This is a genomic window from Agrococcus sp. SCSIO52902 (genome assembly GCF_022983135.1).
GTDB classification, from domain to species: Bacteria; Actinomycetota; Actinomycetes; order Actinomycetales; family Microbacteriaceae; genus Agrococcus; species Agrococcus sediminis.
On record NZ_CP095269.1, the window covers coordinates 1,121,238 to 1,138,232 of the forward strand.

Here is a 16,995-nt window from a genome sequence, read left to right on the forward strand (position 1 = left end):
GAACCGCAATTCCACATGTTTCTCCCGTTTTACACGAAACGGGGTAGACTCGAGCCATGAACACCATCAGCCGCAGCGTCAGCACGGGAGATCTCGTCACCGGCTTCGCCGAGGTGGTCGGCCGGGTGAGCTATGGCAAGGAGCGCGTGGGCGTCACGCGCTACGGCAAGCTCGCGGCCGTGGTGATCAGCGTGGAAGACCTCGAGCTGCTCGAGCAGCTCGAGGATGCGCGTGACCTGGCCGAGTTCCGTGCCGCCAAGGCCGCCGACGACGGCTCCCGGATCTCGCTGGACGAGCTGGCAGCCGAGCTCGCTGAGTGACCTCCTACTCGGTCGAGTTCACGACCGCCGCAGCCCGCGAGCTCAAGAAGCTCGAGCCACGAGCAGCCAGGGACAAGATCCTCGAGAAGGTCCGCGCGCTCGCAGACGACCCGCGGCCCCCTGGCTGCCGCAAGATCGCCGGCGAGCAGCACGCCTGGCGCATCCGCGTCGGCGACTACCGGGTGCTCTACGAGGTCGACGACCGCGTGGTCACGGTGGCGGTCTTCCGCATCGCCCATCGGCGCGAGGTCTATTGACGACCGGAGGCCAACGGCGGTCAGCGCCCCGCCGCGCTCCGCCCCACCGCATCCACGACGGTCGCGACCGCCAGCTCGAACCCGGCCGCAGCGCGACCCGCATCATCCCCACGCGCCGCGACAGCCCGCAGCTCCGGCACGTCATGCCCCTCGATGCGCCACAGCGGCGACGGCGACGCCGCGTCGACGGCCGAGCCCAGCACGACCGCGTCGATCATCGCCGAGAACGCGACGCGCTCCTCCTCCGGCACCCCCGCATCCCGCAGGATCACGAAGAGCGCCTCGTAGATCTCGAGGGTGCGGGCGTCCTCCACCGGCGCCCCGACCAGCACCGGCACGACCGTCGGCACCTGGGCCGTCGCATCCCGGTACGACCGCATCCAGCGCGCGAGCCGGTCGAGCGGTGCGACCGCTGGGTCGAGCAGCGGCGCGAGGTCGACGCCGGCGTAGAGCTCCTCGCGCATGCGGTGCACGATCGCGAGCCGCCCGCCGGGCAGGTGGTGGTAGAGCGACGACGGGTGCACGCCCAGCACCTTGGCGATGCCGGGGATGGTGAAGTCGCCGTTCGCCGCCACCTGCCGCAGCGCGGCCCGCGCGATCGACCCGGGGGAGAGGATGTTGTGCTTCGGTCTCGCCATCGGTTCAGCGTGGCATCAGAAGACGATGACGCTGCGCCCCCGCGCGCCGGAGCGCATGAGGTCGAAGGCGTCGTTGACCTCGTCGAGCGAGCACCGGTTGGTGATGAGCTCGTCGATGGGCAGCTTGCCGTCGAGGTAGAGGCGGGCGAGCATCGGGAAGTCGCGCGCCGGCACCGTCGAGCCGTAGTTCGAGCCGAGCAGCGACTTGCCCTCCTCGGCGAGCGCGAGCGCGTCGATCGGCACGGGCCGGTCCTGCGGGGGGAGGCCCACGATCACGGCGGTGCCGCCGCGCTGCAGGGCCGCGGGCATGAGCGCGATGGTCTCGGGCCGGCCGATGGCCTCGAAGGCGACATCCATCCCGTCCGGCACGATCTCGCGCACCTGCTCCGCGAGATCCGCACCCGACCGCACGGTGTGCGTCGCGCCGAACTGCCGCGCGAGCTCGAGCGACTCGTCGGTGACGTCGGCGGCGATGATGGGGCTCGCGCCCGCGAGCTTCAGGCCCATGATGATGCTGAGGCCCACGCCGCCCGCGCCGATGACGAGCGCCGAGCGGCCGGGCTTCACCTCGGCGTCGTTGACGACCGCGCCCACGCCGGTGGCGATCGAGCAGCCGATGAGGGCGGCCACGTCGAACGGCAGCTCCTTCGGCACGCGTACGGCCGCCTGCTCGGCGACCACGACGCGCTCGCTCATCGAGCCGACCGCGAGGTACGGGTAGGCCACGGCGCCGTCGAGCTGCATCGGCGTCGAGCCGTCGGGCAGCAGGCACTCCTCCGAGCGGGAGCCGGTGCACACCCAGGTGCGGCCCTGGCGGCAGGCCGAGCACGTGCCGCAGGGGTAGAACCACGTCATGATCACGTGGTCGCCGGGCTCGAGCGAGCGCACGCCAGGGCCGACCGCCTCGACGACGCCGGCGCCCTCGTGGCCCATGATCGTCGGCTGCGGCATCTGCCAGTCGCCGTCGAGCACGTGCCGGTCGGAGCCGCACACGCCCGAGGCGCCGATGCGCACGAGCACCTCGCCGCGCCCCGGCTCCCGCAGCTCCACGTCCCTGACCGTCAGGCGCGCATCCCCGTCGTAGACCGCCGCTCGCGTCGTCGCCATCAGCCCGCCCCCACCATGGTGCGGCCGCGGTGCAGGACGGCCGAGAGGCCGAGGTAGACGAGCGCGGCGACGATGGCGGCGGGCAGGGATGCGGTGATCACCGAGAAGACGGCCTGCGTCTCGAGCGTGATCGGGTTGTAGAGCCACAGGTAGAACGCGGCGCCGGCGACGAGCGCGATGATGCCGGCCCAGTTGATGCCCGCCGGGTAGGCGTAGAGCGTGCCCTGCTGGCCCAGGTGCATCTCGCGCAGGTCGATGCGCTGCTTGCGCAGCACGAAGTAGTCGGCGAGCGCGATGCCGCAGACCGCCGTGAGGAAGGCGCCCGAGACCGAGACGAAGATCATGAACTGCTCGTACATGAACTGCGGGAAGAAGGTCATGATCGCGGGGAGGATGAAGAAGGATGCGGTGAGCACCTTCCAGGGCACGCGGGCCAGCAGGCCGCCCGACGACTGCCGGATCGCGAGGATCGTCGAGTAGACGATCGACGACATCGACGTGATGTTGGCGAAGGCGATGAAGATCAGCACCGCGACGCCGAGCACCGCGCCGCCGAACGGCACCATCCAGACGGTCGGGTCGGAGTCGCCGAGCGTGAGCGCCGCGGCCATGCCGACGATCTGCGCGACGAGCGTGGCGATGAGGAGGCCGCCGTAGGCGGGCCAGACGGCCGCCTTGCGCGAGCGGGTCATGCGGGCGAGCGAGCCCATCACCGGGTACCAGGAGACGCCCACGCCGACGTTGAACTCGACGGCGACCATGAAGTTGAGCGTCGCGTCGTCGAACGGCGCGATCGGGGAGGCGGCGAAGAGCGCGTCCCACGAGGTGTTGATGACGAGGAAGACCATCATCACGACGGTGATCACGGCGAGCCCGGGCGCGATGATCGCGTTGAAGCGGCCGATCGTGACGGGGCCGCGGGAGAGCACCCACCAGGCGATCGCGATGGCGATGAGGCCGCCGATCGTGACGACCGGGCCGTATTGCCCGAGGTCGGTGCCGGCCATCGTCGAGACGACCTGGCTCGTGGCGCGGCCAGCCATGACGGCGAGCAGCGACGACCAGCCCATCTCGGTGATGAGGATGACGGTGAAGACGAGCGCGCCGACGCCGACGACGCCGAAGGCGCCGCGCAGCAGCAGGTACTGCTCGCTGCCCCAGCGCTGCGAGGCGACGACCGAGGCGAGCACCATGAAGCACAGGCCGATCGCGTTGCCGATGATCATCGCGGCGATGCCGTCCTGGAAGCCGACGAGCAGCGCCGTGGAGCCGCCGACGAGGAACGCCCAGGTGGCGATCGCGAGGGCGGTGTTGACCCAGGTGAAGTCGAGCGCGCTCCAGGTGCGCTCCTTCTTCAGCAGCGGGAACGTGCCGAAGACGTGCTCGCTCGAGAGCATCGGGTCGGCCGCCAGGGCCTTCCGGTCGCTCACAGGACGACGACCAGCAGGCCGAGCGCGATGGCGCCCAGCGTCACGCCGACGTAGGCGACGACCTCGCGCGCCGTGAGCGGCAGCCGCGACGCATCCTCGTACTCCTCGTGCTCGATGAGCTCGATGCGGCGCTCGAGCTCGGCGGCGATCGCCGAGTCGGTGCCGCGGGCGCGCAGCGCCTCCTGGAAGTCGGTGGCGGGCGCCTGGGGCGCGTCGGGCCGGGGTGACGTCATGGCTGGCTCCTTCGCCGAGCTCGGGGTCGTGATCGCTGATCGCTAAACCAAAACCAGTTGGGTTTAGCGTCATGATGCGGCACGCTGGTGCTGCTCGTCAACAGCGGATGCCGCGATCGCGTCGAGCAGGGAGGATGGGCTCATGAGCGCCCAGGCAAGCCGCACCGTCGCCGTCGCGCAGGCGGCGGCCGTCATCGACGACGTGGATCGCAACCTCGAGACCCTGTCTGGTCTCGTCGCCGAGGCCGCGGCGCGGGGCGCCGACGTGGTCGTGACGCCCGAGCTCTTCGCCACCGGCTATGCGCCTGACCGCGCCTGGAAGCATGACGGCGACGCTGTGCGCGCGGCGCTCGCGGAGATCGCCCGGCGGCATCGGGTGGCGCTGGTGGGCTCGAGCGTCGACTCTGTTGGCGGCTCGCACCGCATCGCGGCCTCGATGTTCGACGCCGACGGCGCCGAGCTGCAGCGCGTGCACAAGCGCCACCTCTTCGGGCCCGTCGAGCAGCAGTGGATGACGCCCGCCGCCGACTACGGGTCGGTCGTGGGGTGGCGGGGCCTCGAGTGGGGCGTCGGCATCTGCTACGACGTGGAGTTCCCCGAGTTCGCGCGTGCTCTGGCGGTTGCCGGCGCCGACGTGCTGCTCGTGCCGACGGCGGTGCCGACGGTGGAGGAGGGCGTCCCTGGCCTGGGCGAGGCGTGGCACTACTCGGCGACGCAGACGTCGACGTTGCAGGTGCCGGCGCGCGCGCTCGAGAACGGCGTGGTCGTCGCCTATGCGAACCACTGCGGGCCGGGGTTCACTGGCCGTTCGTGCATCGCGACGCCGTTCGGGCGGAATGCAGTGCTGCTCGGGGGTGAGCCGGGTGTTGGGGTGCTCGAGGTGCCGCCGGGGGCGCTGGAGCGGGCGCGGGCGTTGAACACCTACTTGCGCGACGTGTAGGCGGAGCGCTCACGCCTGCCAGCTGGGCGTCGTCCCCAATGCAGGGACGCCTCTGGGGGCCAGTGTCCGCCGCCGCAAGCGCTGGTGAACCGGCCGTGCGACGTGTCGCGCCGGCAAACGCTTACCCCGCAGATCATCTTAGGTTCATTTCCGCAGGCGGGTTCTTCATGTCCCGCACCCGAGAGGCCGCGCGGGACGGCTGGGTCTCGTTGCACCTTCCGGCTTGGCTGGTGACGGTGACCTCCACCAAATGGACCGCATCTCGAAGCAGCAGTCAGCCCAACTAGTTGTCCGCATCGCTAGGCTTGCGTGACTAGAAGCGACGGAGGACACGACCTTGCATGCCGGAGAGATCAAGGTAGAAGAGCTCTTCAAGAGCGATAACCAACTGCTTGTGCCGTTGTGGCAGAGGCGATACGCCTGGCAAAGGCCACAGTGGGCTGCGCTCTGGAACGATCTACTTCGAGTCGAGAGGTCTGTCGCCAATGGTCAATCCGTTAGCCATTTCATCGGCAGTGTAGTTCTCCACGCGCAGGAAGGCACTGGCCTTCCGACGGACGCCCACCGGTTCCTTGTTGTCGATGGACAGCAGCGAATTACCACGCTCACTATACTTATCTGCGCCATTCGAGACCACATCGCGAGGTCGGAGGACGACGCGGAAGCTCGTGATCGAGTGACGGACCTCTATACCACGCGGTATTTGAGGAACAGCAATCTAGCTCCGGATCACCGAGAGCGGCTGGTTCTGCAGCAGCCGGACCGCACTGCCCTTGCCCTGGTGGTTGAGGGCGAGGAGCTTTCAGGGTCGGGCACTGTAGAGCAGGCATTTAAGTACTTCTCGGACGAGCTTGCGCGTATGCCTCGTGACCGAGTCGAAGCGTTAGTGACTCATATCGCCAAGCGATTCACGGCCGTCTGGGTTGTGCTTGAACCAGGCGACAACGCGCATAGAGTGTTCCAGACGCTCAACTCTGGCGGCAAGCAGCTTGACCAGTCAGATCTGGTGCGCAACTACTTTTTCCTGCTGCTCGGCGAAGAAGGGGACGCGTTCTATAAGTCTCATTGGAAGCACCTCGAGTCGGACGTGCCGGCGTCAAAGCTGCAGTCGTATTTGGCTGCTTGGTCGATTAGCCAAGGACATTTTGGATCCAAAGGGCAGCTCTTCGATTATTTCCAAAAGGACCTCAAGTCGAGCGAGTCCGATGAGGCTAAAGTATTCGCGTACGGCTTGCAGTTCGTGGAGGCTTCCAAGCTCTATCGTTACATATTGTTCCCCGACGAGATCCCTGGAGTTTCCGCAGGCACGGTTGCCACCTTAAAGGCGTTGTCTCGCTGGGGGACCGATCCAGCCGAAGGTTTGCTGCTCTACCTGTTCCGGGAGTACAAGAGTGAGCGGCTTGAGGAAGCCGATCTTGGAGAAGCTGGCGAACTAATTCTTAGCTACATGGTGCGTCGCTTCCTGGCTGGATTCGCCCCCAATCGACACCGTTCGATCTTCGTGCGCTTGGCGCTGCGTCTACGTGAGCGCGAGGAGCTAAAATCGGCGGAGACCGTCCAGTTTCTCCGTGCCCTGCTGTCAGAACTCGAAGGCGACAACGCTTGGCCTACTGACGCGCTTCTTCGAGACAGAGCGTTGGCGACTCCCATCTATACGGAGCCGAGGCGCAAGTGGGTGTTCTTGGTTCTTGAGCGTGTGAATCGGACGTACTTTCAGTACGCAGCCAACGCTCCCGGCGACCTCGATGACTCGAAATACACCGTCGAACATGTGCTTCCCCAGCGCCCGTCGAAGGGTTGGGAGAGCGACCTCAACTTGTGGGGTGTCGGGAGCGTTCCGGGCTTCTTAGAGACCCATTTGCATGTTATCGGCAACCTAACCCTCTCAGCCACAAACTCCCAGCTGTCCAACAAACGTCTCGCTGATAAGCAGCACATCTATAAGGATGACACGCTGAAGCTCAACCAAGAGATTGTTGCACTTGATCGTTGGGACCCGGCGGTAATCAATTCCCGAGGGCTGGATCTGATCGCGCGGGTGTCGAAGGCTTTCACGGGGCCACTATCGAGGGGAGCGATTGAGGGGCTTGGTTTCTTCGATGTCGCACGCGACTCGCTGCCGGACGACGTGATAGACGACTCCGACGGCGACATCGAAGTTGAGGAAGGCTAGCCGATTGGCGTTGCCGCCGACGCTCGCTAGAGCGCGGATGAGGCGTTGGCGGTCTCGACGGGCGTGGGGACGTTGGACTCGAGCGTGTCTCGAGGTGTCATCTCGCGATACTCGGCAGGCGCCAGCGCGCCGACCGGCGCGCGACGGCGCAGCTAGCGGATCACTGTGTCGACTGCCCTCTTGAACTGCTCCTCGTCCAGCACGCCCTGGTCCCTTAGTAGCGCAAGCCGCGTGATCTCCTCAACGCGGCTCCGATCAGCAACGGGCGCGGCGGCAAGAAAAGGCTTGGAAAGGATTGGAAAGTGGTCGGGAGTGATCACCGACTTGACGAAAGCGTAGCGATCTGCCGAAGCCCCGCCATGGTTGACGGCAACGTCAAACGGAATGTAATTCTGAGGGTGCGACTTGGCGAAGGCCTTCACTGCCCCGCCTCCCAAGACGAGGGCGTCGCCAATGTTAGAGGCAGCCTCAGCTACCTCCGTGTGCGAGCGGGGGTCTACCAGGACCGCCCCTTTAAGATAGGGACCGACAAATACGGTCGGCTCAGTCCAATCCACTCGTCCACCGTCGCCCATGAAGTTCTTGAGCCGGATCTGTGACGCCGAAGTGCTCGCACTGGCTTTCACGCTCCAAAGACCTTTCGCCTTGTCCAGGAGGTCTCCGAGGTCGAAGCCGTTCGCGTTGTGCCCGGCTGGCGCCGTCAATACTCCAGCAGACCAGGCAGCGGACGCCATGATCCACTCGGCACCGCTCCCGAAGAGGAATCGAAGACCCCTGTCAGAAGGATTGGCTGCGGTCAACAGTGATGAGAAAGCGAACTCCACCTCGCGTCGAACCTCGTTGTGGGACAGAAGGTGGCGTCGCAGAGCATCGAACTGAGAAGATCCGCTTCCGAACATGAGTGCTACTCCTCGTCAGTTACTGTGCTGGCAGGCTCACGCACGCTAGCGGAAACATGCTGCTGGTATACAGCAGTCGGGTGTCAAGCCCCTCGACGGATGCGGCCACGTTCAGTTCGCGGACAAGCTCGGGTGGGTGTTTGACGTTCTCATTGTGCCTGCCCGCGTTGAGTTTCACAACCACGTTCTCGTCTTCCGAGCGCCGTAGCCGGCTAACGAGTTGCGGCAAGGAGCCCTTCAGCGCAGGAACCGGAGTCGACATGAGAACGCGACGAGGAAGGGTGACACCGCCATCCAATGCTCGCCACCAGAAGTATGGCAAGCTGGAATTGAGTACGATAGCGGCGATGTCGCGGTCCTCGGCAGTGCGGAAGTACAGAGTTGCCTTGGATGCACGGTCTAGAACGCGATATGAAGCCGAGATGTAATATCTTGGAGTTAGTCCTACTTCAAGTCGGTATTCAGTCGCTTGAGGCGTTGTCAGATCAAAGAGAGAACGCTCCGCACCATTGATGGCGTCCCATACAGGCCCATCATTGGGTCCAAGCTTGGCCCACTCGCCGTGCGGTCCAATCCGGCGGAGGCCCAGCAGGGCCGCGCACTCCCTGAACATCTGCGCGCGGTACGCCGACTGCCACCGGATGATTGGGGTCAGCCGCCATGACGCGGCCGTCGGCTGCGACACGGTGACCGCCGCGCGCACAAAATTCGTCTTAGAAGTGTTGTTTGAGCCATACTTGTAGCCACGGAACAGAGTATCCGGAACGTTGTCGAAGACGAAGATGTTGCCGCCTCGCGTCGTGCGTTCAAGCACATCGCGCAACGGCTGGAACTTGGGCGCGGACAGGTAGGAAGCGGGGGTGACTGCTACGAACCCACGCGACGTCTCGGCCGTGCGCTCTAGGAAGTACGCGAAGAGATCCCGAGCCTGGCCCGTCTTATAGCCCTGAGCCGGCTCTGCTCGCGCATAAGGGGGATTCATGATCGAAAAGTCGTGATCTGGCAGTGGCGCTCGATTCAGGAAGTCGCGCCGGACAGCTCGACGATGGAACAGGCCGACCGCCTCGCTGTCGTCCCGTGCAACAAAACTTGCGGCGATGAGCGCCACAGCGCTGCTCAGTGCTACTTCATCACGGTCGATGAGGATCAGCCGGTCGCGTACGAACTCCGCAGGATCCGGCTGCACTGCGGCCAAGTGCCATGAGAGGTTTCCGACGCCGCAGCACGGATCTAGCCAGATCCCTACTTCGAAGTCCACCGACTGCCGCGCCATGAAACGCGCAGCGTCATCGGGAGTGAAGAACTGACCAGAGCTCTTTCGGCTGCGATGGTCTAGTTGGACAAGCAAGGCTTCGTAGCACACGCTGACCTCCCCGATCGAAAGGCCCTCCAGGAGGTTTTCGTTCGCCGGCTGAATACCCAGCACTGAAACCAGTGAATCGGCGATGTCAGGCCGAGCGGAAGTGACCCGCCGGGCGACGGCCGCTAGCCACCGCTGCCGAATCTCCGTCCTCGAGCCACTCGAGCCAAGCATGGCGCTGATCACCCGGTTCACGACGGGGGCCGAGAACGGCCTTTGGGGGCTCTCGGCGACCGGGGGTGCGATGCGCTGCGGATTGCTCTCTGTCACGTCGCCTGCGTTCCTGAGCTCATAGCTAAAATCTACAGGTCCAGCCGACTTCAAGTGGTCAGAGGTCTGGGGTGTGACGGATTGTAGGCGAGACATGCCACGAGCGTTCCGCGCCCTGGCTGAGGGCGGTGGTGGATGCTCCACGCCCGTTGCAGAACAAGAATCGCTGGCAAAGGCGGCCGACCCCGGCCGAGGCGGCAAGCCGAGCCAATGTCGGACTGCAGCGGATTGGACGCGCGGTGGACCCGATTCTGGTCCTAGATGAACTCGAACGGGTCGAACTCGTCGATCGGGATGATGCGCACGCGCGGCAGGCGCGAGTTGAACGCCGCGACGTCGTACTCGAGATCGAAGAACTCGATGCCGTCGACGTCGCGCAGGTCGCCGGCCATGAACTCGCCGAAGCCGACGATGCCCACGCGGCGCGCGCCGTCCTGCGCGAGGCGCTGCATCTGCAGCGCGAAGTCGCGGTCGTGGCTCACGAGCATGACGTCGTCTGCCCGGGCGGCCAGCGCATCCGCCGTCTTCTGGATGGCGATGTCGACGACCTTGCCCTCGCCGCTGAGCGGCACCGGTCGGTAGCCCATCGCGATGAGCGCCTGCACGAACGACGCCGGCAGCTCGTGCGAGACGGCGAGGAAGAAGAGGCCCTTCACCGGCTGCTGCCACGTGCGCTCGGCGAAGTCGAGCACCTTGTTCCAGCGCGGGCGCTCCTGCGGCTCCGGGCGGCGGTCGAGGATCGAGATGCCGAGCGTCGCGTCGATGTTCTCGCCGTCGACGAGGAGGTAGGTGGTGCGCTCGGCCATGGGGCGACCCTATCCCGGCAGCGACGAGCGCACGTCGAGCGGGTCGCCGTCCGGCCCCTCGAGCGCGACGTAGCGCATGTGCCACCGCAGCCCGTCGGCGGTGCGGCCGATGCAGACGTAGACGATCGCCACCGCGTCGCCCATCGGGTAGGGCACCGGCATGCGCGCCATCGGCACCCCCACCTCCGTCGTGCCGGGCACGGGCTCCCAGTCGTCGGTGACGGTGCCGTCGAGCGGACCGCCGACGAACTCGGCCAGCCGCGAGCGCTGCATGGCCACCATGGTGTCGAGATCGAGGTGCATGGGCTCAGCCTGGCGACGGCCGCTGACATCGATGCACTGACGCTCAGGGCGGACAGCGCTCCCGATGCCGCGCTGATGCCGCCGTACGTCAGCGCGTCGACGCCTCCCACAATGCCGAGACCGGCGCGCCGACGAGGCGATCGGCATAGCGGTAGCCATGCTCCGCCGTGCCCAGCACGATGCCGCCCAGGAAGCGTTCCCCGAGCTTGTCGCGCAGCTTCACAAGACCCTGGAACTGCTGCGCGCTGTAGGAGCTCGACGCCTTCACCTCGATGCCGAGCACCGCGCCATCGGCGAACTCGAGGACGAGGTCGACCTCGTGACCGTTCCGATCGCGGTAGTGGAAGAGCTCGAACTCCTGTTCCGACCACGTCTGCTGCTTGAGCAGCTCTGCCGTCACCCACGCCTCGAGGTAGGCGCCGAACGCCTCGCCATACTCGAGCGAAGCGAGTTGGCGTGCGGTCACCCGAGTGAGCCGCGTCGCGATGGCGCCGTCGAGCACCAGCGCCTTGGGCTTGCCGACCTCGCGCTTGGCGAGGTTCGGCGTCCACGGCGGCAGCGTCGCGATCAGTCCCACATCGTGCAGCAGGTCGAGATAGCTCGGCATCGTCGAGCTGGGGATGCCGACCTCGGTCGCGAGCCGGGCGCGCACCAGCTCGGACGACTGCCGCCCGCTCAGTGCTCGGAGCAGGGCCATCACGCGCGCGGGTCGGACTTCTCGTCGCAGCTCCGGCAGGTCGCGCGAGACCAGCGATTGCAGGTAGTCGTCGATCCACGCGTTGCGTGCGCGCTCGGGGAGCAGCTGAGCGTCAGGGAAGGAGCCGTGGGTGACCAGTCCTGCATAGCCAGCGCGCTGGTAGATGCCGGCGACACCGATCAACCGTGAGACCCCATGCTGGCGCACGAGCTGCGCGAAGTCGTCGAAGGTCTGGGCTCGCTCCCCGGCGCTGAAGCCGTGGAGACGCAGACGCGAAGCGCGCCCCGCGAGGCTGTCGGCCGTGCCTCTCACCGTCAGCAGACTCGCTGATCCCGTCGTGATGAACCGAGCTGGCCGCCGCTCCTCATCGATCGCTGCCTTCAGGGCCAGCGTCAGGAGCGGGAGCCGCTGCAGCTCGTCGATGACCAGCTGACGATCACCGGCCTGGGCGACGAAGCCCTCTGGGTCGGCCGCCGCTGCGTCACGGGTCGGTTGATGGTCGAGCGTCACGTGCACCGCGCCTTCCGCGGCGATCTGTCGGGCCAGCGTGCTCTTGCCGACCTGGCGCGCGCCCTCGATCACCAGCATCGGTGAGTACTCGAGGCGCTCTCTCGCGCGCGCGGCGAGGTGGCGGTGGAGCGTCGGGCGCATGGTGCTACCGTATCTCAATCCGGCAGAACGCTGTAGCGAATCCGTTGTTTCGCTGTCCTTAATCGGCTGCTTTGCTGAGGCTGGCGGCCTGGATCACGATGGGATCGTGAGGCGCGGTCCGCGCGAGAACGCGACGCTCAGTCCTCTCGGCCTACGATCGAGCCGGGCAGTCGCACCGCGTCGGAAGGGGTCCGCAGCATGCGCCACGCACAGGTCGGCCGCGTCGCCGCCGCCAGCCTCCTCGTCGCGATGCCGACGCTCGCGCTCACCGGGTGCTTCATCCCGAGCCCGCCGCCGGTGCCGAGGCCCGAGAGCCTCGAGCCGATCGCGCAGGGCTCGCCCGACGAAGGCGACGTGCGCGCCGGATTCATCCCCGGCGACGGCACGGCCGAGCTCACGCTGCTCATCGACCAGCGCGCCGCGGTCGTCGCCACCGCATCCTCGACCGACGACGAGGACCTCACGCTGCGCATCGTCGGCGACGGCGCCGACGTCGAGAACGACGACGGCTACGACGAGGCCGGCGGCTTCGCGCTCGACACCAGCACCCGCGACCCTCTGCTCGCGACGGTGCTCGAGCCCGGCAGCTACACGATCGAGGTCGCCGAGTACGGCGGGGACGCGACCGGGTTCGAGCTGCAGGTGGTGACGGGCACGGATGCGGTGGGTCCCGGGGAGCAGGTCGACGTCATGGTCGAGCCGGGGCGGCCGGGGGTCGCCATTGCGACGATCGGCGCCGCGACGCAGGCGATCAGCGCGACCGCGGACTTCGAGACGGTGCTGTGGGCGCAGATGGGCGACTCGGACACCACGTATCGCGATGAGGACTTCGGGGGTGATGGCAACCCGCGCATCGAGCTGTTCGGGGAGGCGGCGCAGGAGGTTGTGGTCGTGGCGTTCGAGGTGGAGGCGGGCGACGGGGGAGTGGTGAGGCTCAGCGTGGAGTGAGCGTGGTCTCGATACGCCGCCTGCGGCGGCTACTCGACCAGCGGGGGTGGGCGGCGGCTCCTCGACCAGCGGGTGGGGAGAGGAGCCGCCGCTGCCCGACCAGCGGCGCGGCGGCGGGATGCGCCGGCCGGTGCCCGGCCGACGCATCCGCGGCTCAGTTCTCGGGGAAGCCGAGGTTGAGGCCGCCGTGGCTCGGGTCAAGCCAGCGCTGCGTGATGGCCTTCTCGCGCGAGAAGAAGTCGAAGCCGGCGGCGCCGTAGGCCTTCGACGAGCCGAAGAGCGACTGCTTCCAGCCGCCGAACGAGTGGTAGGCGACGGGCACCGGGATCGGCACGTTGACGCCGACCATGCCGACCTGGATCTCGCGCTGGAAGCGGCGCGCGGCGCCGCCGTCGTTCGTGAAGATCGCCGTGCCGTTGCCGAACGCGCCCGAGTTGATGAGCTCGACGCCCTCCTCGAACGACTGGATGCGCACGACCGAGAGCACCGGCCCGAAGATCTCCTCCTCGTAGGCCTTCGACGTGGTGGGCACCTTGTCGAGCAGCGTCGGGCCGAGCCAGAAGCCGTCCGCCTCGCCGTCGACCTCGATGCCGCGGCCGTCGATGACGACCTCGGCGCCGTCGGCCTCGGCGATCCCGATGTAGCCGGCGACCTTGTCGCGATGCGCCTCGGTGATGAGCGGGCCCATGTCGGTGCCGCGGCGGCCGTCACCGATGCGCAGCGTCGCGACGCGCTCCTGCACCTTCTCGATGAGGGCGTCGGCGACCGAGTCGATCGCGAGCACGACCGACACGGCCATGCAGCGCTCGCCCGCCGAGCCGAAGCCGGCGTTCACGGCCGCGTCGGCGACGAGGTCGAGGTCGGCGTCGGGCAGCACGAGCATGTGGTTCTTCGCGCCGCCGAGCGCCTGCACGCGCTTGCCGTGCTTGGCCGAGGTCTCGTAGATGTACTGCGCGATCGGCGTCGAGCCGACGAACGAGATCGCCTGCACCTCGGGCGCCGTGAGCAGCCCGTCGACGGCGACCTTGTCGCCGTGCAGCACGTTGAGCACGCCGTCGGGCAGGCCCGCCTCCTTCAGCAGCGCGGCCATCCACATCGCGGCCGAGGGATCCTTCTCGCTCGGCTTCAGCACCACCGTGTTGCCGGCGGCGAGCGCGACCGGGAAGAACCACAGCGGCACCATCGCGGGGAAGTTGAACGGGCTGATGATGCCCACGACGCCGAGCGGCTGCTTGACGGAGAAGACGTCGACGCCGGTCGAGGCGTTCTCGGAGTACGCGCCCTTCAGCAGGTTGGGGAACGCGGTCGCGAGCTCGACGACCTCGAGGCCGCGCGCGATCTCGCCGCCCGCATCCGCCAGCACCTTGCCGTGCTCGCTCGTGATGATCTCGGCGAGCTCGCCGCGGCGCTCGTTGAGCAGCTCGCGGAAGCGGAACATGATCGCCTGCCGCCGCGCGATCGACAGGTCGCGCCAGGCGGGGAACGCCGCCGACGCCGACGCGATCGCCGCGCGCACGTCGGCGTCGTCGGCGAGCGAGACGTGCTTCGTGACGACGCCGAGCGCCGGGTCGTAGACGGGCGCCGTGCGGTCGCCAGCGCTCTCGTGCGGGCGGCCGTCGATCCAGTGGTGGACGGTCGTCGTCTCGGTGGTCTCTTCGGTGATGCTCATGGATGCTCCTGGTTGCGTTGGGGTCGTGGGTGGTTTCGACTCGGTCTGCGCGCTTCGCGCACGGACCGGCTCAACCAGCGGGAGTCACGCGTAGATCGCGCGGTACAGCTGCTCGACCTGCTCGGCGGTCGGCACGCGGGGGTTGTTGTTGGGCGAGCCCGAGGCGAGCGCCTGCTGCGCCATCACCGGCACGCGCTCCTCCCAGAGCGCCTGCTCGATGCCGCGGCTCGCGGGCGTCGGCACCTCGAGCTCGTGGGCGAGCGCGCGCAGCTCGGCGACGAGCGCGTCGGCGGCCGCCTGGTCGTCGTCGTCGGCGGATGCGACGCCGAGCGTGCGCGCGCACGTCGCGTAGCGCTCGACGGCGTGCCCGACCGAGAAGGCGGTGATCTCGGCGAACAGCATCGCGTTGGCCATGCCGTGCGCGATCTGGAAGTGCCCGCCGAGTGGGCGGCTCATGCCGTGCACGAGGGCGACGGATGCGTTCGAGAACGCCATGCCGGCGAGCGTCGCCGCCGTCATCATCTCCTCGCGCGCCTCGCGGTCGTCGCCGTCGCGGTAGGCGCGGCGCAGGTAGCGGCCGATGCGCGAGATCGCGGCGAGCGCGTAGACGTCGGAGACCGGGTTGGCCTTGCGGCTGACGTACGCCTCGATCGCGTGGGTGAGCGCGTCGATGCCGGTGTCGGCGGTGAGGCGCGGCGGCATCGAGAGCGTCAGCTCGTAGTCGACGACCGCGGCCTTCGGCAGGTAGCCGGGGCCCGCGCACAGCATCTTCTCGTTGTTGGCGCTGTCGGTGATGATCGTGAACTGCGTCACCTCGGAGCCGGTGCCGGCGGTGGTGGGCACGGCGATCACCGGCAGCGCGGGCCCCATGAACTGGAACGGCGCCTTGAGCTCGCGCATGTGCCCGCCGCGCACGGCGAGCACCGAGAGCGCCTTCGCGGTGTCGATGGGGCTGCCGCCGCCGAGCGCGACGATGCTGTCGGCGCCGTGCTCGCGGATCGCGGCGAGGCCCGACTCGAGCGAGTCGGTGGTGGGGTCGGGGATCGTGCCGTCGTAGACCGCCGCCTCCATGCCCGACGCCGCGAGCGACTCCGCCACCCGGGCCGCGACGCCGGTGGAGACGAGGAAGCGGTCGGTGACGACGATCGGCCGCGCGGCGCCCGAGGAGGCGAGCAGCTCGCCGATGCTGTCGACGCTGCCCGCGCCGAATCGGAGGATCGGGGGAGTGTTGATGTCGATGCTCACCGGGTGCACGCCTTCGTGGTTCTCGGCCCCGCGGAACGGGGATGGATGCTTCCAGCCTGGGATGCGCGGATGCAGGCGTCAACGGCCAAACGCGCAGGTTCGACTGCAGAAGTGCAGAATGGATGCATGGATGCCGAGAACCTGCGCTACCTGCTCGAGGTCGCCCGCACGGGGCGGCTGCGCGACGCCGCCGCCCGCCTGCAGGTCGACGAGACGACGGTGTCGCGGCGCATCAGCCGGCTCGAGCAGGAGCTCGGGGTGCGCATGTTCGACCGCACGCCGCAGGGCTGGCGCATCACCGAGCCCGCGCGGCTCGTGCTGCCGCACGCGGAGGCGGTCGAGTCGAGCATGGCGCGGGCGCTCGAGGCGGTCGTCTCGCGCGCCGGGGACCTGAGCGGCACCGCGCGGCTGCTCGCGCCCGACGGCTTCGGCGCCAACGTGCTCGTGCCGGGGCTGCGGCCGCTGCTCGACGCGCATCCGGGGCTCTCGGTCGAGGTGATCACCGCGACGAGCCACGACCTCATCACGGCGCGCGACTTCGACGTGGCCGTCACGCTCGAGCGGCCCTCGCCGCGCGCCGCGGCGGTGCAGCACCTGGCCGACTACGAGCTGCGCTGCTACGCCTCGGGCGCCTACCTCGAGCGCCACGGCACGCCGGCGACGGTCGAGGAGCTGCGGCGCGACCACGACCTCATCTGGTACGTCGAGGCGCTGCTCGACGTCGCGCCCCTGCGCATCCTCGACGAGCTGCTGCCGCGCGCGCATGCGCGGCTGCAGACCAACAACATCACCGGCCAGCACAGCGCCGCGCGCGCGGGCCTCGGCGTCGCGCTCCTGCCGACCTACATCGGCGGCGCCGACCCCGAGCTCGTGGGCGTGCTGCCGGAGGAGCTGCGCATCCGCCGCACCTACTGGCTCGTCGTGCCGCGCGACCTCACCGAGCTCCTGCGGGTGCGCGTCATCACCGACGCGATCCGCTCGCTCGTCGCCGAGCACCCGCACCTGTCGAGGGCGACGGTGTGACCCGGTTCAGGCCTGATCGGTCCGCG

At 68.0% G+C, this 16,995-nt stretch carries 17 protein-coding genes; 6 read left to right on the forward strand and 11 right to left on the reverse strand.

The window, feature by feature from the left end; translation table 11 throughout:
* Positions 1-56: 56 nt before the first annotated feature.
* Together MU522_RS05555 and MU522_RS05560 are read left to right on the forward strand one after the other, a co-directional pair.
* Complete coding sequence (locus MU522_RS05555) at positions 57-320, forward strand: type II toxin-antitoxin system prevent-host-death family antitoxin (protein ID WP_146354361.1); 264 nt, start codon at positions 57-59, stop codon at positions 318-320.
* Positions 317-577: a type II toxin-antitoxin system RelE/ParE family toxin gene (locus MU522_RS05560; protein WP_246993066.1), complete on the forward strand. Its 261-nt coding sequence runs from the start codon at positions 317-319 to the stop codon at positions 575-577. The genes MU522_RS05555 and MU522_RS05560 overlap by 4 nt, the downstream gene beginning before the upstream one ends.
* A gap of 20 nt (positions 578-597) precedes the next feature.
* On the opposite strand, the gene MU522_RS05565 is transcribed toward MU522_RS05560, so the two are convergent.
* From MU522_RS05565 to MU522_RS05580, 4 genes are read right to left on the reverse strand one after another with little or no spacing between them, the layout of a single operon-like run.
* On the reverse strand, positions 598-1,215 hold the full coding sequence (locus MU522_RS05565; protein ID WP_246993069.1) for a TetR/AcrR family transcriptional regulator C-terminal domain-containing protein: 618 nt from the start codon (positions 1,213-1,215) through the stop codon (positions 598-600).
* A 15-nt stretch (positions 1,216-1,230) separates the two neighbouring features.
* A complete protein-coding gene (locus tag MU522_RS05570) occupies positions 1,231-2,322 on the reverse strand; it encodes a Zn-dependent alcohol dehydrogenase (RefSeq protein WP_246993072.1) in 1,092 nt (363 codons plus the stop codon).
* Entirely contained in the window at positions 2,322-3,752 is a 1,431-nt protein-coding gene (locus MU522_RS05575) for a cytosine permease (RefSeq protein ID WP_246993074.1), read from the reverse strand. Before MU522_RS05575 ends, MU522_RS05570 begins: the two co-directional genes overlap by 1 nt.
* The gene (locus MU522_RS05580; RefSeq protein ID WP_128188913.1) at positions 3,749-3,985 is read right to left on the reverse strand and encodes a hypothetical protein; all 237 of its coding nucleotides are present in this window, start codon (positions 3,983-3,985) and stop codon (positions 3,749-3,751) included. The genes MU522_RS05575 and MU522_RS05580 overlap by 4 nt, the downstream gene beginning before the upstream one ends.
* A gap of 142 nt (positions 3,986-4,127) precedes the next feature.
* Between MU522_RS05580 and MU522_RS05585 the strand changes: the two genes are divergently transcribed.
* Positions 4,128-4,925, forward strand: coding sequence for a nitrilase-related carbon-nitrogen hydrolase (locus MU522_RS05585; protein WP_246993077.1), 798 nt, complete (start codon positions 4,128-4,130; stop codon positions 4,923-4,925).
* A 337-nt stretch (positions 4,926-5,262) separates the two neighbouring features.
* A complete protein-coding gene (locus tag MU522_RS05590) occupies positions 5,263-7,098 on the forward strand; it encodes a DUF262 domain-containing protein (RefSeq protein ID WP_246993079.1) in 1,836 nt (611 codons plus the stop codon).
* A 152-nt stretch (positions 7,099-7,250) separates the two neighbouring features.
* On the opposite strand, the gene MU522_RS05595 is transcribed toward MU522_RS05590, so the two are convergent.
* The 5 genes from MU522_RS05595 to MU522_RS05615 form a co-directional block, all read right to left on the reverse strand.
* Positions 7,251-7,997: a hypothetical protein gene (locus tag MU522_RS05595; protein ID WP_246993082.1), complete on the reverse strand. Its 747-nt coding sequence runs from the start codon at positions 7,995-7,997 to the stop codon at positions 7,251-7,253.
* Positions 7,998-8,016: 19 nt separating this feature from the next.
* Positions 8,017-9,552, reverse strand: a complete 1,536-nt coding sequence (locus MU522_RS05600) for an N-6 DNA methylase (protein WP_246993085.1) — start codon at positions 9,550-9,552, stop codon at positions 8,017-8,019.
* A gap of 332 nt (positions 9,553-9,884) precedes the next feature.
* On the reverse strand, positions 9,885-10,433 hold the full coding sequence (locus MU522_RS05605; protein WP_146355926.1) for an NYN domain-containing protein: 549 nt from the start codon (positions 10,431-10,433) through the stop codon (positions 9,885-9,887).
* Positions 10,434-10,442: 9 nt separating this feature from the next.
* Entirely contained in the window at positions 10,443-10,736 is a 294-nt protein-coding gene (locus tag MU522_RS05610; protein ID WP_246993089.1) for a hypothetical protein, read from the reverse strand.
* A gap of 88 nt (positions 10,737-10,824) precedes the next feature.
* Positions 10,825-12,084: an ATP-binding protein gene (locus MU522_RS05615; protein ID WP_246993091.1), complete on the reverse strand. Its 1,260-nt coding sequence runs from the start codon at positions 12,082-12,084 to the stop codon at positions 10,825-10,827.
* Between the two features lie 198 nt (positions 12,085-12,282).
* On the opposite strand from MU522_RS05615, the gene MU522_RS05620 reads away from it, so the two are divergent.
* Positions 12,283-13,032 carry a hypothetical protein gene (locus MU522_RS05620; RefSeq protein WP_246993094.1) on the forward strand — a complete coding sequence of 250 codons (750 nt, stop codon included), beginning with the start codon at positions 12,283-12,285 and terminating at the stop codon, positions 13,030-13,032.
* A 154-nt stretch (positions 13,033-13,186) separates the two neighbouring features.
* Here the strand turns inward: MU522_RS05620 and MU522_RS05625 are convergent, their stop codons facing one another.
* Positions 13,187-14,701 (reverse strand): CoA-acylating methylmalonate-semialdehyde dehydrogenase, encoded by a 1,515-nt coding sequence (locus MU522_RS05625; RefSeq protein WP_246993096.1) that lies wholly within the window; start codon positions 14,699-14,701, stop codon positions 13,187-13,189.
* An 84-nt stretch (positions 14,702-14,785) separates the two neighbouring features.
* Positions 14,786-15,946 carry an iron-containing alcohol dehydrogenase gene (locus MU522_RS05630; protein ID WP_146355914.1) on the reverse strand — a complete coding sequence of 387 codons (1,161 nt, stop codon included), beginning with the start codon at positions 15,944-15,946 and terminating at the stop codon, positions 14,786-14,788.
* A gap of 126 nt (positions 15,947-16,072) precedes the next feature.
* Here MU522_RS05630 and MU522_RS05635 point away from each other — a divergent pair, with 126 nt between their 5' ends.
* Positions 16,073-16,969 carry a LysR family transcriptional regulator gene (locus MU522_RS05635; RefSeq protein WP_246993098.1) on the forward strand — a complete coding sequence of 299 codons (897 nt, stop codon included), beginning with the start codon at positions 16,073-16,075 and terminating at the stop codon, positions 16,967-16,969.
* The last annotated feature ends 26 nt before the right edge of the window (positions 16,970-16,995 follow it).